The following is a 20,120-nucleotide window of genomic DNA, read 5'->3' as shown; positions in this document are numbered from 1 at the left end:
AAGTAATTAATCACTTTCCTTTTAATGATGCAAGCGCTATGTAGTTTATAGCGCTGCCACAAGGCGCCAGGTACGTGCACAAGCGCACGCGTTTCCATAGACTCGGAGTCATGAACCAGCTTCCGCTCGATGCCCGAAACCCGACGCTGGAGTCCGCCTTCCAGCTGCTTCGTGATGCCGAGGTGCGCTATCAGGGGCGCACGGTGGGGACCGTCGCCAGCCTGGATACGCGCGCGCCAGCGGAGAACTACGCCGACTGCTTCATCCGCGATTTCGTGCCCTCCGGGCTTGTCTATCTGCTGAACGACGAACCGGAGGTCGTGCGCGATTTTCTGTCGCTGATCCTGCAGATCCGCGATACCCAGGAGGAGATCGAGGGTCACCGCCGGCTGCCGCGGGTGATGCCGGCGAGCTTTCGCGTGTTTACCGACGAGAACGGTCGCGAGGGGCTGGCGGCCGACTTTGGTGACCGCGCGATTGGCCGTGTGGCCCCGGTGGACTCGATGATGTGGTGGGTGCTGCTGCTGCGTGCTTATCAGAACCGCACCGGAGACCACGACTTCATCAAGAGCCAGGATGTGCAGCGCGGTATCCGGCTGATCCTCAGTATCTGTCTGCAGGACCGCTTCGAGGTCTTCCCGACCCTGCTGGTGCCGGACGGCAGCTTCATGATCGACCGGCGCATGGGCGTGTTCGGCCATCCGCTGGAGATCCAGGCACTGTTCTACGGCATGCTGAAGGCCTCGCTGGCGATGCTCGAACCCTGTGATACCGACTCCGAGCAGCTCTGCGAGCAGTCCGCGATCCGTACCCGGCAGTTGTCCGACTACATCCGCCACTACTACTGGCTGGATCTGGAGCGGCTGAACGACATCCATCGCTATCGCACCGAGCACTTCGGCCACGAGTCGGAGAACGCGCTGAACATCTACCCCGAGAGCATCCCTGACTGGCTGGTGGACTGGCTGCCGTCGGAGAGCGGGTACCTGGTCGGCAACCTCGGCCCTGGGCGGATGGACTTTCGCTTCTTCAGCTTCGGCAATCTGCTGGCGGTCCTGTTCGGCCTGGCCGACGAGCGCGAGTCGCGCTCCATCATGCAGACCTTCGAGCAGCGCTTCGAGGACCTGATCGGGACCATGCCGGTCAAGATCTGCTACCCGGCCATGAGCGGCGAGGAATGGCGCCTACTAACCGGCTCCGATCCCAAGAATACCCCGTGGTCGTACCACAACGGCGGCAACTGGCCGGCGCTGCTGTGGGCGTTTACCGGCGCCGCGCTGCGGGTCGGGCGCCCGGATCTCGCGCGCAGCGTGCATGCGGTGGCGGCGGAACGCCTGCACCGCGACGACTGGCCGGAGTACTACGACGGCCGTCACGGCCGGCTGATCGGCCGGCGCGCCAACTACCAGCAGACCTGGTCGGCCACCGCCGTGCTGGTGTCGCAGGCGCTGCTCGACAACCCCGAGTCCATGAGCCTGTTCGACAGCCCGGAACCGGAATTGCCATGAGGATGTGCGTCGATGAAAAAGACCCAGAGCAAGGCCCGTGACGGCGAGGGTCTGTATCTCGTCCTGATCAGTGTCCACGGGTTGATCCGGGGGCAGGATCTGGAGCTGGGACGCGACGCCGATACCGGCGGACAGACGCTCTATGTGGTGGAGCTGGCACGGGCGCTGGCGCGACACCCGCAGGTGGGGCGGGTCGACCTGCTGACACGGCGCATTGTCGATAACCGCGTCTCGGACGACTATGCCCGGCGCGAGGAGTCGCTCGGCGACGGCGCCTTCATCGTGCGCCTGGACTGCGGGCCCAGGCGCTACCTGCGCAAGGAAAAGCTCTGGCCGTATCTCGACTGCTTCGCCGACAACGCCCTCGGGCATATCCGCGAGGTCGGGCTGCGCCCGGACGTGATTCACGGGCACTATGCCGATGCCGGACATGTGGCGGTGCGCCTGTCCAACCTGCTGGGCGCGTCGATGCTCCAGACCGGGCATTCCCTGGGTCGGGTCAAGCGCGAGCGCCTGCGCGAGGGCGGGATGTCCGGCGACGACATCGAGTCGCGCTACAACATCGCCACCCGCATCCACGCCGAGGAAGAGGCCCTGGCCCATGCCCACCGGGTGATCGCCAGCACGCGCCAGGAGATCGGGGAGCAGTATGCGGCGTACGACAACTACCAGCCCGAGCGCATGGAGGTGATCCCGCCGGGGACCGACCTCGAACGCTTCCATCCGCCCAAGCGCGGCCAGCGCAGGCCGCCCATCTGGCCGGCGATCCGGCGGTTCCTCCAAAAGCCCGACCGCCCGCTGATCATGGCGCTTTCCCGGGCCGACGAGCGCAAGAACATCCGTGCCCTGGTCGAGGCCTATGCCGGCAACGAGTGGCTGCAGGAGAACGCCAACCTGGTGATCGTGGCCGGTAATCGCGACGACATCCGCGACCTCGACAAGGGCGCGCGCGACGTACTGACGGACCTCTTGCTGCGCATCGACCGCCACGACCTCTACGGCCGCGTGGCCTATCCGAAGCACCACAGCTCGGAGGACGTGCCCGATCTCTACCGCCTGGTCGCATCCAGCAAGGGGGTGTTCGTCAACCCCGCGCTGACCGAGCCGTTCGGCCTCACGCTGATCGAGGCCGCCGCCAGCGGCGCCCCGATCGTCGCCACCAACGACGGGGGTCCCGAGGAGATCATCTCGCGCTGCCACAACGGGTTGCTGGTCGATCCGCTGGACCCGGAAGGGATCGCCGATGCGATCCAGGGCATCCTCGCGGACCGCCCGCGCTGGCAGCGCTATTCGCGCGCGGGCCTGAAGGGCGTGCGCCAGCACTACTCCTGGGACGGGCATGCCGAGAAGTACGTGAAGCTGGTCAAGGAGCTAAGCAAGGAGGTGCGCCAGACGCGGCGCGAGCAGCGCTCGACCTCCGGTCGGCTGGCCAAGGCCGATCGCGCCGTGATCACGGACATCGACAACACCCTGCTGGGTGATGCCAGGGCCACGCGGGCCTTTGTGGCCTGGCTCAAGCGTCACCGCAAGCAGGTGGTGTTCGGCGTCGCCACGGGTCGCCGGGTGGACTCCGCCGCGGCCGTGCTGGAAGAACACGGAGTGCCCGCCCCGGATGTCTGGATTACCTCGGTGGGCAGCGAGATCCATTACGGGGTGGACCGGACCGAGGATCGTGGCTGGGCGCGGCATATCAGTCATCGCTGGGAGCCCGATCGCCTGCGCGAGTGTCTGCTGAAGGTGCCCGGGCTGGAGCTGCAGCCACAGGAGGACCAGCGGGCATTCAAGGTGAGCTTCTTCGTCGATCCTCCGGGGGAGCTGGATGCCGAGAGCGTCGAGACCCGCCTGTACCGCGAGGATCTGCACGCGCGCGTGATCTACTCGCACAAGCGCTATCTGGATCTGCTCCCGGTGCGCGCCTCCAAGGGGCTCGCGGTGCGCTACCTGTCCGACAAGTGGGGCATCCCGCTCGAACATGTGCTGGTCGCCGGGGACTCCGGTAACGACGAGGACATGCTGCGCGGGCGGCTGCTCGGGGTCGTGGTCGGGAATCACCAGCCGGAGCTGGAAGGGCTGCGCGGGTTCCAGCGCATCTTCTTCGCCGACGCGACCTATGCGCGCGGCATCCTGGAGGGCATCGAGCACTTCGATCTGCCCAACCGCTGCGACATCCCGGCCGACGAATAACGCCGGTGGTGCCGGCGAGCCGAGTCAGATCCAGTAGGCGGTGCGCGTCATCACGCCGGAGGTGAGCGGCATCAGCACGTTGCGTACCGGCCAGGGGGGCGGCCGGCCGCCCAGCGCCATCGCATGCGCCCCGTGTTCCACCTCGTCCTGCTTCATCTGCTCGAGGATACGGGCGGAGGTCTCGTCGCTCTTCGGCAGGCGCTCCAGGTGGCGGTCCAGGTGGCGCTCGACCTGACGCTCGGTCTCGTCGATAAAGCCCAGGCTCCAGGCATCCCCCGCCAGTCCCGCCACGGCGCCGAGCCCGAATGACCCGATGTACCAGAACGGCCCCAGCAGGCTCGTGTGGCCGCCCAGCTCGTGCACACGCTGCGCGCACCAGTGCAGGTGGTCGCCTTCCTCCCGCGAGGCCTGGTCCAGGTGCTCGCGGATCTGCGGGTTGCGCGCGGTCAGCATCTGACCCTGGTACAGCCCCTGGGCGGCGACCTCGCCGGCATGGTTGACCCGCATCAGGCGGGTCGACAGCTTGCGGTCGTCCTCTTCCAGGTGCGGCCAGTCGTCGCCCCCGGGCGACGGACGGCCGGTGGAGCGGGCTTGGCCGGCCACGACCTTGACGAACGCATCGGCCTGGCCGATCAGGTGATCCAGGGGGCTGAGTTTGCGCATGGTGATGCCCGTTTCGCAGGGAATGGCTCTAGGGAAACACTGATTAATGTACACGCTCGCGTTGGTAGCCTAGCGTAACGCAAGCGATTGCGGCCGTCAGGTCGGAGAGGGGCCGGAGCCGAGCCGACTGGCGAGAAAGCGGGCTGGCGAAAGGATTGGCGGTCCCCCGCGGTCGTCTGCCAGCGCACGCAGGTGGACGCTGCAACCGACATTCGGGCTCACGATCAGATCCGGCGCAGCGGCGGTCAGCGCATCCAGGGTGGCCGTGCCCAGCCCGTCGGACATCTCCGGCAGCGCAAGCATCACGGTGCCACCCGCACCGCAGCAGTTCGGGGCCCCGGATACGTCAGTCAGGGTGACGCCTGGCAGTTGTTGCAACAGCCCGGTCAGGTCGCGCGTCTCGCGTGTCACGTTGCGCAGAGTGCAAGGAAGGTGCAGCGCGACGCGTACCGGGCTGTCGCGCCAGGTCGGAGGCGCGGGCTCGGCCTTCAGGTGTTCGCTCAGGAAACGGGTCAGGCTCATGCTGCGCCCCCCCAGGCTGCCCTCGGGGACCTCGCGCAGCGTGGCCTCGCACCCACTGTCCAGGGTGATCACCGGGGCCTCGCCGTCCAGGATCTCCAGATTGCGCTGCTGCAGGGTGCGTGCCGCCTGTGGCCGCCCGCCATGCTGCTCCAGTGCCCCGCAACAGACCTGTCCGCGCGGCACCGCGATCCGGAATCCGAGCTGTTGCAGTACGGCGAGCGCGGCCTCCAGGTCCGGTCCGGTAAAGAAGCGATCCATGCACCCGCTAAACAGGAGGGCATCCGCGTGCTCCGGGGCGACGGTGCCCGCCAGCTGCGGCGCCGGTGCCAGCGAGGCACGGGTATGGTCCAGGGTGCGCCACAGCGGCTGGCCGGGGCGCAGCCAGCGTTGCACCCCGGTCTTGCGGGCGACGCGGGCGGTAACGCCCCCGAGGGCACGCAGCGACCCATGGCGCAGGGCGGCGGTCTGCAGGGACTGTCGCAATCTGAGACTGCCGGGGCGGGGCTCCGGTGGGTGGTCCTCGAGGATCTCGCGTGCGCGATCCATCAATGCGCCGAACGGGACACGCGCCGGACAGACGACCTCGCAGCTGCGGCAGCCGAGGCAGCCCTCCAGGTGCTCGCGCAGGCGGGATGATTGCGGCTCCAGCCGGCCCTGGGCCAGCCCCTGCATCAGGGTCAGACGCCCGCGCGGCGAGTCCCCTTCGACCTGATGCCAGCCGTACGTGGGACAGTGCGGCAGGCATAGCCCGCAGTGCACGCATTGATCGGCCGCGGAAAGACCCTGAAATCGGGGCGGTTGGTCCGAAGTACCCAAGGGCTTTGCTAGGGTTTCGCCCCCACTGTCTTGTTCCGGGAGATCTTCCATGCCGCGTTCGTCCCGACCCCTTCGCTCCTCGCTTGCACTGTTCATGCTGGTGAGCATACCAGCCCTGCCGGCCATCGCCTGGGATGCGGAGGGTTGGGAGACCAGTATCGAGCTGGGGGCCTCCAAGACCACCGGCAATACCGAGTCCACCACCGCCAAGACCCGGTTCCGTTCGGAACATACGGCGGAAGAATGGCGGAACCGCATACGCCTGGATGGGCACTACCATGAGGAAGATGACGACACGACCGGACAGCGCTATGTGGGCAGCTACCAGCTGGACCGCAAGCTGGCTGAACATGACTACCTGTTCGGTGCGGCCCGCTACGAGCGTGATCGCTTCAGCAGTTTTGTCTATCAGAGCTCGCTGACCGGTGGTTACGGCCGCCGCCTGGTCGATCGCGAGACGGTCAAGCTGGATGCCGAAGCGGGTGGCGGTATGCGTCAGTACAAGCAGCGCGCCGAGGGAACTACCGAACGCGAGCCCGTTGGCCGTCTGGCCGGCAATTTCCGCTGGGACTTCTCCGAGAATGCACGCCTGACCGACGAGCTGCTGATCCTGGCCGGTTCCGACAATACCGAGATCGAAAACATCCTGGCGCTTACCGCCGACATGACCAATCAGCTGTCGTTGCGTACGAGCTTCACGGTCAAGCACAACACCGATGTCGATCCGGGCACCGAGAAGACCGACACGATCACCGACGTGAGTCTGGTCTATCGCTTCCAGTAACCGGATCGGCCGCGTACCGCGCTATCATGCGCTGATCGAAAGACGGAGCACACGATGGGCTACTACGAACGCCACATCTTCTTCTGCACCAACTGCCGCGAAGACGACAACTGCTGCGAGGACCACGGAGCCACCGAAATGCGCGCCTACGCGAAGGATCGCGCCAAGGCGATGGGGATCCACGGCAAGGGGCAGGTACGGGTCAATACCGCCGGCTGCCTGGACCGCTGCAACGAGGGCCCGATCGCCGTCGTCTATCCAGAGGGTGTCTGGTACACCTACCACGACGAGCGCGACATCGACGAGATCCTCGAGGAACACCTGAAGAACGGGCGGGTCGTCGAGCGCCTGCAGATCTGACCCGCTTCGCGCATCGACTTGACTTTGTGCGGGCGGCTCCGGAGAATTCGCACCCCGCGTGGCTACGTAGCTCAGCTGGTTAGAGCACATCACTCATAATGATGGGGTCCCCTGTTCGAATCAGGGCGTAGCCACCACCGTCTTCCCGCAAGGGGCTGCTTCGGCAGCCCCTTGTTCGTTCCGAGGGCTGTCCCGGTTTGTTGCTGGCCTTCCGGGGCTCGGCTAGACTGCGCCCCGGCCGGCCCGGCTCATTGGGACCAACATCGGACGAACTCCATGAAACGTTACGGAATCCGCATCCGCCTGCCGGAAGGCAGCACCATGGCCATGCCGCACCTGCTGGGGCCCGATTGGGAGTCCTATCGCTGGTATGACAGCGAGCAGGCGCGCGAGAAGGCCCTGGCCGACATGCAGCGGGACCTCCCGAACTACCGCAAGGGTGACCACATCCAGCAGGTTCTCGAGCGCGTGGAGCGGGACGACTGAGTTTTCTACGACGACGTATTCCTTTCGTCGTCCGTCTCTTGTCTGATTGCGCCGTCTGCTGAGCGGACGCCTGCCTGCCTGTAATTTCTTGCGCCGAAGGCGTTCCTGCCCCGTCCTTCCTGTCTGCTTGAAACCCTTCGCCTGCCATGCTTTAGTGCGAGGCGCAAGGAACCAGCGCTCATTTTCGAGCGATTCATACAGGAGTACAGGCATGTCCACGTCCGAGCCCAGCGATCGCGCGCCGGAGAACCCTCCCGAGGATACGGGCAATGCCGTGCGTGGAACGCCCGCGGCAACGCCTGACCGGCCGCGTGCGGCCGTGCCGGCCGCCGGGGGCGGGCGTGCCTCGATGCGCACCACCCAGGATCGCGCAGAACCGCACTACTTTACCGAGCGCGACCTCGACCGGATCCTCGAAAATCTCGATCATCTGCGCAGCACGGTATTCCCGCGACTGACCAAGGGGAGCGCCGCCGACGAACACAAGCAGCAGTGCTTCCCGTCGGTGTGTCTGATCGGCGTCGGGCGCTGCGGCTCCAATGTGGCCCTCGATGTCGCGGCGCTGGTCCACAGCGCTCGCTCGGAATACATGCGCGAGCTGGACAATGAAGAAAATGGTGGTCGCGAGAAGGAGGTGCGGCCGCTGCGCTGGATTCGCAAGAGCCTGAACCTGCCGCCGTCCAATGCGGTGAAGCCGGTGTTCCTGATCGAGCCGATGGTGATGCTGGGCGATCTGGACAAGGACATCGAGGGGCGCATTCGCTTCTCCAGCCGTGCCGGGCAGGACAACTTCATCGACAACTACAACAAGATGAAGATCATGGATCTGTCCGAGGTGCATGCCGGCGGGGCCGGTAACGCGCCCATCCTGGGTCAGTACCTTGCGCGCATCATCCTGAACAAGGACACCGATCAGTTTTCCAACGAGGACTGGAAATTCATCCACTCCTATCTGATCGATTCCTGCGGCATCAAGGCCAACCAGTCGCGGCTGTACTTCTACATCTTCAGCGCGGGCGGGGGTACGGGCTCCGGCATGGCCTCCGAGTTCGGGCTGGCGCAGCAGTACTCCTACATGCGCAAGACCTTCGACCCGAAGCTGGAAAAGCGCGACAAGGCCAACCGCGACCACTCGTTCGTGTTCGAGCCGATCTTTGCCGCCGGTATCTGCATCCTGCCGAACATCCAGGACAATCGGGTGGAGATGTCCGAGGCGCTGCACATCAATGCCGGGCGCCTGCTGTGCAAGTATCTCGCGGAGGAATGGGACTTCTCCTACAACTTCGAGGCCGAGGAGACCCGCGACGAGGACATGATGCATCGCATCCGCCCCTGGAACGCGATGATGCTGATCTCCAACGACATCATGCGCTACGCGGAGGAGACCGACGACGGCAATATTCGCAATGTCGACGTGAACGCCATGGAGAAGTACGCGAACCAGTACATCTCCCAGCAGATCTTCAACATCCTGACCGCGCAGGCAGTAACCACCGACTACGACGAGGACTACTTCCGCCGCGCCGGGGTCGACATCGGCGAGACGATCCGCCTGGATGCGAATGACCTGTTCATGAGCCTGGCGGGGCCGGTCGCCGTGGCCTACGCGGAGTCCGAGGTGGCGGCTGGCGAACAGGCCCCGGTCGGGCAGGGCGCGCTGGATATCGACGATCTGTTTTATCGGTCCATCGATCTGCCGCACTTCAACAAGCAGACCGAGGCGATCGAGGGCATCAGCCTGCTGCCGATCGATGCCCCGCGCTACCGCGAGGCCTTGAAGAAGTACAAGGAGTCGAGCATGGATGCGGTCCACCTGCGCGACCTGCACTTCTTCAAGAACTGCTCGTCCATCGTCACGATCCTGTCGCTGCCGAAGGACTACAAGCTGTCCTACATGGACCTGAATCGGCTGAAGACGCACCTGAACGGGCTGTTCCCGAACACCACGCTCAAGCGCTATGCCCTGGTTATCGGGGCCTCGGCCAACCTGTCGCTGACCACCCTGGTGGTGAAGAGTCCCTGCCTGTCGGACGACTTCCTGACCCTGTTCGTTGCCTACATCAAGCGCTGCTTCGCCAATGACAAGACGCGCTTTGACGATACCCTCGACCATGCGGTGCTGGACCTGATCCGGGCCGAGGAATTCGACGAGCAGCGCGTGGACGAGATGCTCAACGAATTCGAGAACCCGACGCGCATCCTCGATACCAACTGGTACGCGATCAAGCCGATGTACGAGAAGAAGTATCGCGAGATGTGCAGCGACGAGAAAAGCTTCGTCTCGATCAACGACATCCGCCTGAGTCGCGAGAACGTCAAGCAGGCGATTCGCTACCTGCGCGAGATCTACCGCCACCGCACCAGCAAGACGCAGATCATCAGCCTGAACGACGGCAAGACCGGTACCACCGCAACCAAGCGTCGGGCCAGCAGCAAGAAGTAGGTAGGGTGGGGCTGCCCCTGAGCTCTCAGGGGTGGACCTCTCGCCTCAGGGCAGGGCCAGCGGCTCCATCAGGTAGCACAGGCAATCCTGCGCGATCACCCTCGAATCCAGCGTCAGCATCGACGGCATCGCCGCGCGCTTGAGCCGGATCTCGTCGCCACGCGTCTCCAGATACTCACCGGTCACTTCGCGCCCGTCCTCGGCGATCGCGACCAGTGGGCTGTCCACCTCGGGGCGGATACGTACCAGTGTCGAGCGGGCCGGGAGCAGCTGGAAGTTCAGGCGGTCCAGGTCGGGTTCGAGCCGGACATCGTGCTGTGCGTCCAGCCCGGCCTGCAGCCCGGGTCGCACGCGTACCTGGGCCACGGTGTGGAAGATCTCGATGTCGCCCGGCCGCGGCGGGTGTTCCGGAAAGTGGTCCAGGTGCAGCACTGCGTCCAGCATCTCGAAGGCGTGCTGGATGCCCGATTCGTCATTCGGCGGGCCACATTCCAGCGTGACGGACGGGGCGATCCGCGCCAGCGCCATCGAGGCGACGCCGCGTGGGCGCGTGAAGTAGACCACGGTGCGGCTGAACAGCGCGGCCAGGTTCATGAACGCCGGGTCCAGGCGGTTGATGCAGGCGTAATGCGGGTTGCGCCCGGTGTTGTTGTGCAGGTCGACCGCGGCGAACAGCCCGCGCTGTTCGAGGCGACGGCAGACGTCGGCGAAGCGCTCGGCCTCCGGAGATCCAGCCTGTTCGGTGCCGGGCCAGATGCGATTGAAGTCCGGCTGCTCGTCGAGATGGCGCTGGCTGACGGCTGCGGCCCGGGGGTTGCCGATGACCAGCGTCAGTGTCCGCGGCAGGGGTTTCCCCGTGTAGTGCCGCAGCAGCCGCTGGACCGCCTGCAGGCCCACGGGCTCGTTGCCATGCAGCAGCAGGACGACCGCGACCGCCGGGCTGCGCTGCCCCTCCAGGTGGATCAGGGTGGGCTCGGGTACGCATTCGTGCAGGCTCTGCGGGGTGGCGTCGAGAAAGCCATCGGGCAGTTCGTGCAGTTCGGGCAGGTTCTTGGTCATGGGTCGAATCAGAGCCCCCAGGTGTGGATCGGCGAGCCGGTGTTCTGCCAGCCGCGATAGGCGCGCACGAGACCGGACCAGTCGCGCCCGTGACGCGCGACCCAGTCGCGCTGCCACCGAGCCCCGGTCTGCCGCGTGGCGGTGCGGGCCGCGATGATCCCGAGCAGGCTGTTGGCCTCGGCTGGATCGACGCCCAGGCGTTCGAGTCCCGCGGCGGCCCGGGGCAGCAGGTGTCGCCGGATCAGGCGGGGCGCCGGCTCCGGTGATGCGTGTCCCCAGCGCAGCCGGGCATCCAGCCCGTGGCGCGCGGCATTGTAGAAGTTGTCGCGTGCCTCCGAGAAGGGCGTACCCAGGGTGCCGTCGGGTGACTCGTGAATCAGGTGTTCGGTCAGCCCCATCGCGAACGCTGTGTTCGCCAGCATGTCGATCAGCGTCGGCCCGGCCGGGAGGCAGCGGAACTCCAGTCGCAGGTTGCGTCGACCGCATTCGTCGATGCCCACGATCGGCCGATTCCAGCGCCAGATCGTCCCGTTGTGCAGGGCCAGGTGACGCAGCTCCTGTGGCGGGGCATCGAACCTTGCCGGCAGCAGGACCGGAAAGTGCTCCAGGTTCTCGGTGAACAGCTCGCCAATCGACTGATGCAGGTATCCCGTGCCGAAGGTCACGCGCCGGATCGGGCCGCGTGCGCTGCCGGCGAAGCCGCCCACCTCGACCGATTGCTCGAACACCGGGATACGGCTCTCGCACCACAGGTCATGACCAAACACGAACGGGGTATTGCCGGCCGCGGCCAGTACCGGGGCGCTGGCCACCAAGCTTGCGTTATAGGCGCGGTGGGCAATCGCGGGGCGGGTTTCCGTGTGGACCTGGAACGAGGTGGCCAGGGCCTCCAGCATCACGTCGCGGTGGGTGTGCTGCAGGTGCTCGTGCCCGACGATGTCGAGCTGGAGCGGGCGCTGTGCGCGCTGTTCCAGCACCGCCGTGTTCAGCGCGCGATAACGCGCCTGGGGGGACATGTGGTGCAGCCCGAGGTCCTCCGGCTGGAGGGTCGGGAGCGTGCCCGCCATCAGCAGTTCGGCCTGGTGGTGGCGTGCGGCGCGGCGCGCCTGGCGCAGGGTCTCCTTCAACTCCGCGAGGATCGCCGCGAAGCATCCGGGCCCCACCTGAAAGACCGAGGAGTTGAGTTCGAGGTTGAACTGGGCGAGTTCCAGCGTGGCCAGCGGGCTGTCCATGGACTCGAGGACCGCCTGGTTGATCGGCAGGGGACGCCCGGCCGTATCGCAAAGCCAGGCCTCGATCTCGAATCCGAGTCGTGGCGGGACCACCGGGCCATCCGCCTGCTGGTCCAGCCATTCGTGCAGCAGTTCCGTCTCGCGGCTCAGGGCGGCGCGAAAGCGCTCGTAATCCTGGGCGCCGAAGTGCTCGTCGGCGATCTCCTGACCCAAGGTCAGTCCTCGTCCGACGCGTCGTCGTAGAGGCTCTCTAGGAGGTCGCCCCAGACCTGCTCGTGCTGTTCGACGAAGGTGAGCAGCGCCTTGCGAAAGGCCAGGTAGTCGGCCTCGAAGGCTGCGAAATCCTCGCCGCCGTTCAGCAGTTTCGCCGCACGATCGGTCTGCTGCAGGCTGTCGCGCAGGTTGAGCGCGGCCGCCATTGCCCCCTTCACGCGTTCGCGCTCGTGCGGAATCCAGGCGCGGTCGGACAGCAGCGACCGCAGGTTCTCGCCCAGCTCGAGCAGGCGCTTGCGCAGGCGGGGCACTGCCCCGATGGTCCCGGTCTTCAGGTCGCCCCAGACGGCATCCGTGATCAGGCGCGACCAGCGCTCGCGCAGGTCACGGGTGGTCTCCGGGTCGAATGCAAAGGAGGCTTCCAGTTGTTGCGGATCGAAGGGCATTGGGTATCCTGAGGCTGGGGATTCGGGACGCGGGCCACAAAGAGAAGGGCCTGGACCGGAATAGCGCTGCGTGGGGTAGCGTCCTACAAGGTACAAGAACAAGCAAGGCCGCACGTACGGCCCTGCGGATGGAGGAAATACAACATGGCGACCTGGTTCGCGCAGAGGCGGTTGCGCCAGAAGGTCTGTGACCTTCGGCCGCAGATGTACCGCATGGCCTTTGCCTGGTGTCACGATGCCGCCCTGGCCGACGACCTGGTGCAGGAAGCGATGATGAAGGCCCTGACCCGGCTGAAATCGTTGCAGGACGAGAGCGCCCTGAAGGCCTGGGTGTTCCGCATCATGACCAACTGCTACCGGGACTGGGGGCGGCGGCAAAAGGATACGGTGGACGTGGACAGCATGGAGCTGCCTTGCGAGGACTGTCCGGAGATGCAGACCGAACGCAACCGGATGGTCGCAGATGTCCACCGCGCGATGGCGCAGTTGAGCGCGGATCACCGACAGGTGGTGTCGCTCGTGGACCTCGAGGGGTTCGCGTACTCGGAGGTCTCGGAGGTGCTGGATGTGCCGATCGGGACCGTGATGAGTCGCCTGAGCCGGGCTCGGGCGCAACTGAAAAAGGTGCTTTTGGATCAGCGGGCCGACCAGGGGCAAGCGGCCGATGGACCCCATCTCCAGGTAGTGAGGAATCGGCATGGCTGAACACCGTCTCAATGCGCAGGATCGCCCCAGCGAGGAGATCCTCAATGCGTTCGTCGATGGCGAATTCTCGCCCGAGGACCGCCTCAATACACTGAAGCTAATCTCCTCCAGCGAGCGGCTGAGCCGCGAGGTCTGCGATATGCACCAGCTCAAGGAGCTGGTGGGCATGGCCTACGAGGATCTGCCCACGGCCCAGTCCGGTGGCGGACGCTGTCGCATCTCCCGGTCCTCCCGCAGTCACTGGTTCCCGTCGATGGCGGCCGGGGTCGTGGCGCTGGTGCTGGGGTCCCTGGCGGGCTACGAGATCACGCGCGATGCCGGCTTCCTGGCGAGCGGTGAGCCCACCGCCCAGATCGGTGGCGATGCCGGGGAGACGGCGCTGATGGTCCGTGGCGATCAGGCTGGCGATGCTGCCCCGCAGGTCGTCGCGGCGACTGAGACCGACCAGATCCTGCTGCATGTCAACGAGGCTGATCCGAAATCCATGTCCGAGCTGCTGGACGACATCGAAGCGATGTACCGCGATGCGGCGGCCGATGGTCGCGAACTGAACGTGCAGGTCGTGGTGCACAACAATGCGATGGACTTCCTGCGCACGGACCGGGCCCCCTATCCCGAACGTATCGCGGCACTGAGCGAGGAGTATTCGAGCCTGCGTTTCACTGCCTGTGCCCAGACCCTCGAACGTCTCGCGCGCGAGGAGGGTGGCGCGGTGGACATTCTCCCGCAGGCGGAACGAATCGATTCCGGCGTGGCCGAGGCCGCCCGCCGCCAGGCCGAGGGCTGGATCTACATCAAGGTATGATCGCACCCGTCGCGGGGCGTCCCGTGGGCCCAGGGTGGCGATGAACCCCCTCCCTTTTTCTGCGCGCTTTGCGCGCCCGGGCTGGCTCTTGGCCGGGGCCCTTTTTCTCCTGTCGCTGGGGGGCAGCTGGGCCTTGTTCGGGCCCGAGCGAAACGGCGCTGCCGCTGATGCCGACGACACGCTGCAGGTGGTCTACCACATCAACGCCGATGATCCGGCCCTGCACCTGAACGCCCTGCGCAACCTGCAGAACCATATCGACGGGAGTGGGATGGATCGCCTCGAGATCAAGGTCGTGATGCACGGTGGCGGAGTCAGCCTGTTGCAGTATGCGAACGAGGAACCGGACCTTCGCGCCACGGTGGACACCCTGAAGATGCAGGATGTGCGTTTTCTGGTCTGTGGCAACACGCTGGACAAGCGGGGGATCGGGCTGGACGATCTGTACGATGCCCAGCCCGAGGACCGAGTACCTTCGGGTATTGGCGAGCTGACCCGGTTGCAGCGCGCGGGGTATACCTACATCAAGCCGTGATCCCGGCGCTGGTCGATGTCCACCTCCAGCGCCGCGAGGCGCTCGGGCGTGCCGATGTCGCGCCAGTCCCCCTGGTAGTGCTCTCCGCTCACGCGACCACCGTCGATGACCTCGCGCAATAAGGGGCCCAGTGGGCGGCGACCCTCGGGCAGGTCCGCGAACAGCGCGGGGTGATACCAGCCGATGCCGCTGAAGGTCAGCGGTGTGCCCTGACCCAGCGATACCCGTCCGTCCGAGAGCCGAAAGTCGCCCTGCGGGTGGTGCGCCGGGTTGTCCACCAGCACCAGGTGCGCGAGCCGGCCACTCTCCGTGAGCAGTCGTTTCGCAGGCGGGTGAAGCGGGTGCTCGCACCAGACGTCGCCATTGACCACCAGAAACGGCTCGTCGCCCAGCAGGGGCAGGGCCTGACGGATACCTCCCGCGGTTTCCAGGGCACCCTCCGGCTCCTCGGAGTACAACAGCCGCATGCCTGCATATTTGCGCCCCAGGGTCTCGCGGATCTGTTCACCCAGGTGTGCGGTATTGATCACCACCGTGCGGTAGCCGGCCCGAGCCAGGCGCTCCAGGGTGTAGGCGATCAGCGGGCGCCCGGCGACCGGCAGCAGTGGCTTTGGGCAATGGTCGGTGAGCGGGCGCATGCGCTCGCCGCGTCCGGCGGCCAGGATCATCGCGCGCATCAGGCGTGCTCCCTGGCCGCGTGGGCGGAAAACCAGCGAGCGACCGGCTCCAGCTCCGGGTGACGCAGGCCCTGTTCCAGCAGCCGGTGCAGGCGCGGCAGGTGCTCCAGATAGCGGGGCTTGCCGTCGCGTTCCGCGAGGCGCACGAAGATGCCCAGGATCTTCACCGTGCGCTGAACGCCCAGCACGTGATAGTGCGCCATGAACGACGCGCGGGGGAGGTCCGCGTTCGCCAGATAGTGTTCGAGCCCGTGGGCGACCGTGTCGGCCGAGACCTCGCGACGGGCATCTTCCAGCAGCGAGACCACGTCATAGGCGGGGCTGCCAATCACCGCATCCTGAAAGTCCAGCAGCGCGCAGGCCTGCTCGTCGCCGGGAGGCAGCATCAGGTTGTCGACATGGAAATCGCGCAGCACCAGGGTGTCCGGGAGGCCCGGCAGGGCATCCAGCACCTGGTGCCAGGCAGTGTCGAACTCTGAGCGCATGGCATCCGGCATGGTCTGACCCTGCAGCCGCGGCCAGTACCAGTCCGCATAGAGGGTCGTCTCTGCCAGCAGGCGCTCGCGGTCGTAGGGAGGGATGCCATCGGCACGGCCTTGTTCCGGCCAGCGCCGATGGAGCGTGGCCAGTGTATCCAGTCCGCGCTGGTACAGAGGCCATTCGTCCGCCCCCTCGGCCAGGGCCTGGGTGAAGGTGCGGTCCCCCAGATCCTCCAGAAGAACAAAGCCCGAGTCGGCGTCGTGTTCGAGCACTCGGGGCGGTCGCAGCCCCAGACCCTCCAGGAGCCGAGCAATCCGTACGAAGGGCCAGGTCGCCTCGCGTTCGGGCGGGGCGTCCATGATTACCACCGATACCCCGTTCCGGCGGGCCCGGAAATAGCGGCGAAAGCTCGCATCCGCACGCAGCAGGCGCAGATCCCCGAACGTCCCGGGCAGGGTATCCAGCCAGTGCTGCAGGGCCTGGGTGCGGGCGTCTGGCGTATTCATGCCGAGGGCTCCGCGGCTGTGTGGGTCCCGGGTACACGGACCACCTGCGTCTCGAATCGCCCATCCGGGTACAGATCCAGGATGCGGTAGCCGGCGTCCAGGGCCGCATCCACGGCGAACTCTTCGGAGCCTGGCGTGAACTGCACGCAGGTCGATGGGCTCCCGAGGAGCTCGATCGAACCCCGCCGATCCCGGAAGCCCTGGTGGATGTGTCCGAACAGGCAGGCGCGCACCTGCGAATGGCGGTCGAGCACCGCAAACAGCGCGTCCGGATCGAGCAGCCCCAGCCGATCCATCCAGGCGCTGCCGATGGCCACTGGCGGATGATGCAGGGCGACGATCGTGGGGTGATCCGGATGGGCCGACAGGCTTTGTTCCAGGCGCTCGCACTGTGCCGTGTCCAGACGGCCCGCCGCCTCGCCGGGGGTGCTGGAATCGAGGCCGATCAGCTTCCAGGGGCCCAGTATCATCTCGCCATGGACCTGACAGGTTTCGGGCTCCAGGGCCGCGCGCAGGGTCCGGGAATCGTCATGGTTGCCGGCGAGTGCGAGCATCGGTTCGCGCCGGCTGCGTAGCAGTCGCGCCAGCCGTGCATACGTCGCCGGATCCGGATCCTCGGCCAGATCGCCGCTCAGCAGCAGGGCATCCGCCGCCGGCTCCCGGGGCAGGGCGCCCAGGATTCGCTCCAGCTGGGTATCGCTGTCCGGATAGCCGGGCCGGATTGGCCCGGGCTCGCGGCCCAGGTGGGTGTCACTGATCTGTATCAGGCGCTGCGTGGTTCTCATGGTGTGCATGGGTTCCCGTGAAGTGCGGCGATTGTTGCGCGCCGTTTGCCGTCCGCGCGGGGAAGTGCCCTATACTGGATCGGGTGTACCTGTCGTCGTGCCGGGTCCGTTCCGACATGGGGTCGGAAGACGGTCCGGCGAGGGGCCGATATGAGCCAAGAAGCCGAAACCATCCTGGAGTCCGGGTATCGTCCGTCCGAGGACGAACCCTACATGAATCCGCGTCAGCTGGACTACTTTCGCGCCAAGCTCGAGGCCTGGCGTGCGGAGCTGATCGAGGAGTCCGAGCAGACGCTCGAACACCTGCGCACCGAGAGTTGGCAGGAACCGGACCCCAACGACCGCGCGACCCACGAGGCCGACGCCGGGCTGGAGCTGCGCACGCGGGATCGCTACCGCAAGCTGCTGAACAAGATCGATGCGGCCCTGGCGCGTATTGATCTGGGCGAGTATGGCTACTGCGAGGAGACCGGCGAGCCGATCGGTATCGCTCGCCTGGAGGCTCGTCCGATCGCGACTCTGAGCGTGGCGGCCCAGGAGGCCCATGAACGCAACGAGGCGCGCTTCGGTCAGTAGGTAGGGGCCGCGACCGCGCCTGCAACTACACGCAGGGCAAACGCATGGCGGACTGGTTTCTGGCGCAGGAGCCGATTATTCGAATCGGCATCCTGCTGTCCGTTCTGGCGATCATGGCGACCTGGGAGATCCTGGGGCCACGGCGCCCCCTGTCGGTGGGCAAGGCCTATCGCTGGTCGAACAACTGGGGCGTGGTGATTACCGGCACGCTGCTGACCCGCCTCCTGTTCCCGGCGGGGCTGGTGGGCCTGGGTCTGTTCGTCGAGACCCAGGGCTGGGGACTGTTGCAGGTGCTGGACCTGCCCTTCTGGCTGGTCGTGCTGATTGCGGTCGTGGTCCTCGATTTCGCGATCTGGGCCCAGCACGTGATGTTTCATGCCATCCCGTCGCTGTGGCGGCTGCACCGCATGCACCATGCGGATCTCGACTTCGACCTGACCACCGGCCTGCGCTTCCACCCCCTGGAGATCCTGCTGTCGTTCGGTATCAAGGCCATGGTGGTGGTGGCGATTGGAGCCCCGGCACTGGCGGTGCTGGTCTTCGAGGTCATCCTCAGCTCACTGGCCCTGTTCAACCACTCCAACGTGCGCATGCCGGCCCCGGTGGACCGGGTGCTGCGCTGGTTCGTCGTCACGCCCGACTTCCATCGGGTTCACCACTCCTGGTATCCGCACGAGACCAACTCGAATTTCGGCTTCAACCTGTCGCTTTGGGACCGGATCATGGGGACCTACCGTGCGCAGCCACAGGATGGGCATGACGGGATGACCATCGGGCTCAACCAGTTCCGCGATCCCGCCTGGGAGCGGCTCGATCGCATGCTGATCCAGCCCTTCGTCGGACCCGCCGACAGCTATCCGATCAATCGCCGGCCCGAGACCCAGGGGGAATCGAAGGAGGAGGTCACTCGCCGCCGACCCTGAGGGCGAGTACTCCGCCGGACGGCAGAGGAAGGGTCAGGGCCGGAGTGATTTCGTGTAGACCCGGGAATTCCGCGCCTGGTTGTAGTGCGCTTGCCGCTCCGACGGGAGGTCATTGACCTGGCCGGGCGTGTAGCCGCGTTCCTGGAACCACTGTGCGGTGCGGGTCGTCAGCACGAACAGTTGCCGCGCGCCCTGTTCGCGCGCCAGCGACTCCATGGCCGCCAGCAGGCGGTCACCACGGCCACTTCCGCGATAGTCGCTGTGCAGGGCCAGGCAGGCGATCTCGGCCGCCTGTTCGCCAAACGGATACAACGCGGCCGTGCCGATGATCAGGCCATCGGCATCCAGCACCTGGAAGCGCTCGATCTCCAGTTCCAGGTGCTCGCGCGCGCGATGAACCAGGATGCCCTCGGCCTCCAGCGGCTGCAGCAGGGCATGGATGCCGCCGACATCGTCGATCGTCGCCTGGCGCAGCCGCTCCAGCGGTTCGCGCGAGACCAGCGTGCCGATTCCCTGGCGGGTGAACAGCTCGATCAGCAGGCCGCCATCGTCATGGCGATCCACCAGGTGGACGCGCATCTCGCGCTGGTGACAGGCATCGATCGCGCTCTGGAGGTGATTGGCCAGTTCCTCCGGCAGATCCTCCGACTCCGCCAGGAGCCGTTCTGCGGCGGGCACGGTCAGCTGGTCCAGGACCCCGCTCTGAGGATCGCGCAGGACCCCCGCCTCGGTCAGGAAGATCAGCTTGTCCGCGTTCAGGGCGATCGCGACCTGGGTCGCCACGTCCTCGCCCGAGAGGTTGAACACCTCGCCGGTGGGCGAGTACCCCAGCGGCGAGACCAGCGCCACCTGTTCCCGGTCCAGCAGGTGGCGGAGGGCCTCGGTGTCGACCCCGCGCACCTCGCCGGTGTAGTGGAAGTCCACGCCGCCGCGCACGCCGAGGGGGCGCGCGGTGACGAAATTGCCGCTGGCCACGCGTAGCCGTGCATTGCCGGTGCCCGGCTGGCCAAGACTGCGCGAGAGCAGGCCCTCGATCTGCAGACGCAGCCGGCCGACCGCATCGAGCACGGCCTCCAGCGCCGGAGCGTCGGTGACCCGCAGGCCCTCCGCGTACTGCGGAGTCAGGCCGCGCTCGGCCAGTCGGGCCTCGATCTGGGGGCGCACGCCATAGACCAGCACCACCCGCACACCGAGCGCGTGCAGTTTGGCGATATCGCGCATCAGCTCCGGGAATTCCGGTGCCAGCGCGGCCTCGCCGGCCAGCGCGATGACCATCGTCCGGCCCCGGTGCGCGGCGATATACGGCACCGCCCCGCGGAACCAGTCGAGTTCCGAGGGGTGCGGGGCGGCCCGGGTTTCGCTGGGCGCGCCGGGCGTGGCATTGGCGGTGGCGGGAGGGTTCACGGGCGTGT

General features: G+C 66.4%; 20 protein-coding genes and 1 tRNA gene. 12 read left to right on the top strand and 9 right to left on the bottom strand.

Annotation, left to right across the window (positions count from 1 at the left end):
- The first annotated feature begins 110 nt into the window (after window positions 1-110).
- Window positions 111-1,508, top strand: coding sequence for a glycoside hydrolase 100 family protein (locus G372_RS0109995; protein WP_019624043.1), 1,398 nt, complete (start codon window positions 111-113; stop codon window positions 1,506-1,508).
- A gap of 12 nt (window positions 1,509-1,520) precedes the next feature.
- Complete coding sequence (locus G372_RS0109990; protein WP_019624044.1) at window positions 1,521-3,692, top strand: HAD-IIB family hydrolase; 2,172 nt, start codon at window positions 1,521-1,523, stop codon at window positions 3,690-3,692.
- Between the two features lie 24 nt (window positions 3,693-3,716).
- Here the strand turns inward: G372_RS0109990 and coq7 are convergent, their stop codons facing one another.
- Together coq7 and G372_RS0109980 are read right to left on the bottom strand one after the other, a co-directional pair.
- Complete coding sequence (gene coq7 / locus G372_RS0109985) at window positions 3,717-4,355, bottom strand: 2-polyprenyl-3-methyl-6-methoxy-1,4-benzoquinone monooxygenase (RefSeq protein WP_018862698.1); 639 nt, start codon at window positions 4,353-4,355, stop codon at window positions 3,717-3,719.
- Window positions 4,356-4,451: 96 nt separating this feature from the next.
- The gene (locus tag G372_RS0109980; protein WP_081621268.1) at window positions 4,452-5,636 is read right to left on the bottom strand and encodes a (Fe-S)-binding protein; all 1,185 of its coding nucleotides are present in this window, start codon (window positions 5,634-5,636) and stop codon (window positions 4,452-4,454) included.
- Between the two features lie 106 nt (window positions 5,637-5,742).
- On the opposite strand from G372_RS0109980, the gene G372_RS0109975 reads away from it, so the two are divergent.
- The 5 genes from G372_RS0109975 to G372_RS0109955 all read left to right on the top strand — a co-directional run bounded on the left by G372_RS0109975 (window position 5,743) and on the right by G372_RS0109955 (window position 9,766).
- Entirely contained in the window at window positions 5,743-6,477 is a 735-nt protein-coding gene (locus tag G372_RS0109975; protein WP_018864590.1) for a DUF481 domain-containing protein, read from the top strand.
- Window positions 6,478-6,531: 54 nt separating this feature from the next.
- On the top strand, window positions 6,532-6,837 hold the full coding sequence (locus tag G372_RS0109970; RefSeq protein WP_018864591.1) for a (2Fe-2S) ferredoxin domain-containing protein: 306 nt from the start codon (window positions 6,532-6,534) through the stop codon (window positions 6,835-6,837).
- 60 nt (window positions 6,838-6,897) lie between these two features.
- A tRNA-Met gene (locus tag G372_RS0109965) sits at window positions 6,898-6,974 on the top strand.
- A 139-nt stretch (window positions 6,975-7,113) separates the two neighbouring features.
- Window positions 7,114-7,323, top strand: coding sequence for a hypothetical protein (locus tag G372_RS0109960; protein ID WP_018864592.1), 210 nt, complete (start codon window positions 7,114-7,116; stop codon window positions 7,321-7,323).
- Window positions 7,324-7,534: 211 nt separating this feature from the next.
- Window positions 7,535-9,766, top strand: a complete 2,232-nt coding sequence (locus G372_RS0109955) for a hypothetical protein (protein ID WP_019624046.1) — start codon at window positions 7,535-7,537, stop codon at window positions 9,764-9,766.
- A gap of 45 nt (window positions 9,767-9,811) precedes the next feature.
- Here G372_RS0109955 and G372_RS0109950 read toward each other — a convergent pair whose 3' ends face one another.
- The 3 genes from G372_RS0109950 to G372_RS0109940 are packed head-to-tail and all read right to left on the bottom strand — an operon-like array spanning window position 9,812 to window position 12,716.
- On the bottom strand, window positions 9,812-10,825 hold the full coding sequence (locus tag G372_RS0109950; RefSeq protein WP_019624047.1) for a M14 family metallopeptidase: 1,014 nt from the start codon (window positions 10,823-10,825) through the stop codon (window positions 9,812-9,814).
- Window positions 10,826-10,833: 8 nt separating this feature from the next.
- Entirely contained in the window at window positions 10,834-12,270 is a 1,437-nt protein-coding gene (locus tag G372_RS0109945) for a glutamate-cysteine ligase family protein (protein ID WP_019624048.1), read from the bottom strand.
- A gap of 2 nt (window positions 12,271-12,272) precedes the next feature.
- Window positions 12,273-12,716 (bottom strand): hypothetical protein, encoded by a 444-nt coding sequence (locus tag G372_RS0109940; protein WP_018864596.1) that lies wholly within the window; start codon window positions 12,714-12,716, stop codon window positions 12,273-12,275.
- A 144-nt stretch (window positions 12,717-12,860) separates the two neighbouring features.
- Between G372_RS0109940 and G372_RS0109935 the strand changes: the two genes are divergently transcribed.
- From G372_RS0109935 to G372_RS0109925, 3 genes are read left to right on the top strand one after another with little or no spacing between them, the layout of a single operon-like run.
- Window positions 12,861-13,421: an RNA polymerase sigma factor gene (locus tag G372_RS0109935; RefSeq protein ID WP_018864597.1), complete on the top strand. Its 561-nt coding sequence runs from the start codon at window positions 12,861-12,863 to the stop codon at window positions 13,419-13,421.
- Window positions 13,414-14,226 carry a DsrE family protein gene (locus tag G372_RS0109930; RefSeq protein ID WP_018864598.1) on the top strand — a complete coding sequence of 271 codons (813 nt, stop codon included), beginning with the start codon at window positions 13,414-13,416 and terminating at the stop codon, window positions 14,224-14,226. Before G372_RS0109935 ends, G372_RS0109930 begins: the two co-directional genes overlap by 8 nt.
- Before the next feature lie 40 nt (window positions 14,227-14,266).
- Window positions 14,267-14,761, top strand: coding sequence for a DsrE family protein (locus tag G372_RS0109925; protein WP_019624049.1), 495 nt, complete (start codon window positions 14,267-14,269; stop codon window positions 14,759-14,761).
- Here G372_RS0109925 and murU read toward each other — a convergent pair.
- From murU to G372_RS0109910, 3 genes are read right to left on the bottom strand one after another with little or no spacing between them, the layout of a single operon-like run.
- Window positions 14,746-15,438, bottom strand: coding sequence for an N-acetylmuramate alpha-1-phosphate uridylyltransferase MurU (murU, locus tag G372_RS0109920; protein ID WP_018864600.1), 693 nt, complete (start codon window positions 15,436-15,438; stop codon window positions 14,746-14,748). The genes G372_RS0109925 and murU overlap by 16 nt on opposite strands.
- Entirely contained in the window at window positions 15,438-16,424 is a 987-nt protein-coding gene (locus G372_RS0109915) for an aminoglycoside phosphotransferase family protein (RefSeq protein ID WP_019624050.1), read from the bottom strand. The genes murU and G372_RS0109915 overlap by 1 nt, the downstream gene beginning before the upstream one ends.
- Entirely contained in the window at window positions 16,421-17,218 is a 798-nt protein-coding gene (locus G372_RS0109910; RefSeq protein ID WP_019624051.1) for a metallophosphoesterase, read from the bottom strand. Before G372_RS0109910 ends, G372_RS0109915 begins: the two co-directional genes overlap by 4 nt.
- 141 nt (window positions 17,219-17,359) lie before the next feature.
- On the opposite strand from G372_RS0109910, the gene dksA reads away from it, so the two are divergent.
- Entirely contained in the window at window positions 17,360-17,785 is a 426-nt protein-coding gene (gene dksA, locus G372_RS0109905) for an RNA polymerase-binding protein DksA (protein ID WP_012983659.1), read from the top strand.
- Window positions 17,786-17,829: 44 nt separating this feature from the next.
- A complete protein-coding gene (locus G372_RS0109900; RefSeq protein ID WP_019624052.1) occupies window positions 17,830-18,708 on the top strand; it encodes a sterol desaturase family protein in 879 nt (292 codons plus the stop codon).
- A gap of 33 nt (window positions 18,709-18,741) precedes the next feature.
- On the opposite strand, the gene argA is transcribed toward G372_RS0109900, so the two are convergent.
- Complete coding sequence (argA, locus tag G372_RS0109895) at window positions 18,742-20,112, bottom strand: amino-acid N-acetyltransferase (protein WP_081621269.1); 1,371 nt, start codon at window positions 20,110-20,112, stop codon at window positions 18,742-18,744.
- Between the last annotated feature and the right edge of the window lie 8 nt (window positions 20,113-20,120).

Origin of the sequence: Thioalkalivibrio thiocyanoxidans ARh2 (genome assembly GCF_000385215.1) — a bacterium.
GTDB lineage: Bacteria > Pseudomonadota > Gammaproteobacteria > Ectothiorhodospirales > Ectothiorhodospiraceae > Thioalkalivibrio > Thioalkalivibrio thiocyanoxidans.
Note: the sequence above shows the minus strand (reverse complement) of the source record. Positions and strands in the feature narration are given on the sequence as shown.

Coding starts and splice junctions, on each gene's coding strand:
- G372_RS0109995 (WP_019624043.1), top strand. CDS start 111: ATGAACCAGCTTCCGCTCGATGCCCGAAACCCGACGCTGGAGTCCGCC.
- G372_RS0109990 (WP_019624044.1), top strand. CDS start 1,521: ATGAAAAAGACCCAGAGCAAGGCCCGTGACGGCGAGGGTCTGTATCTC.
- coq7 (WP_018862698.1), bottom strand. CDS start 4,355: ATGCGCAAACTCAGCCCCCTGGATCACCTGATCGGCCAGGCCGATGCG.
- G372_RS0109975 (WP_018864590.1), top strand. CDS start 5,743: ATGCCGCGTTCGTCCCGACCCCTTCGCTCCTCGCTTGCACTGTTCATG.
- G372_RS0109970 (WP_018864591.1), top strand. CDS start 6,532: ATGGGCTACTACGAACGCCACATCTTCTTCTGCACCAACTGCCGCGAA.
- G372_RS0109960 (WP_018864592.1), top strand. CDS start 7,114: ATGAAACGTTACGGAATCCGCATCCGCCTGCCGGAAGGCAGCACCATG.
- G372_RS0109955 (WP_019624046.1), top strand. CDS start 7,535: ATGTCCACGTCCGAGCCCAGCGATCGCGCGCCGGAGAACCCTCCCGAG.
- G372_RS0109950 (WP_019624047.1), bottom strand. CDS start 10,825: ATGACCAAGAACCTGCCCGAACTGCACGAACTGCCCGATGGCTTTCTC.
- G372_RS0109940 (WP_018864596.1), bottom strand. CDS start 12,716: ATGCCCTTCGATCCGCAACAACTGGAAGCCTCCTTTGCATTCGACCCG.
- G372_RS0109935 (WP_018864597.1), top strand. CDS start 12,861: ATGGCGACCTGGTTCGCGCAGAGGCGGTTGCGCCAGAAGGTCTGTGAC.
- G372_RS0109930 (WP_018864598.1), top strand. CDS start 13,414: ATGGCTGAACACCGTCTCAATGCGCAGGATCGCCCCAGCGAGGAGATC.
- G372_RS0109925 (WP_019624049.1), top strand. CDS start 14,267: ATGAACCCCCTCCCTTTTTCTGCGCGCTTTGCGCGCCCGGGCTGGCTC.
- murU (WP_018864600.1), bottom strand. CDS start 15,438: ATGCGCGCGATGATCCTGGCCGCCGGACGCGGCGAGCGCATGCGCCCG.
- G372_RS0109915 (WP_019624050.1), bottom strand. CDS start 16,424: ATGAATACGCCAGACGCCCGCACCCAGGCCCTGCAGCACTGGCTGGAT.
- G372_RS0109910 (WP_019624051.1), bottom strand. CDS start 17,218: ATGCACACCATGAGAACCACGCAGCGCCTGATACAGATCAGTGACACC.
- dksA (WP_012983659.1), top strand. CDS start 17,360: ATGAGCCAAGAAGCCGAAACCATCCTGGAGTCCGGGTATCGTCCGTCC.
- G372_RS0109900 (WP_019624052.1), top strand. CDS start 17,830: ATGGCGGACTGGTTTCTGGCGCAGGAGCCGATTATTCGAATCGGCATC.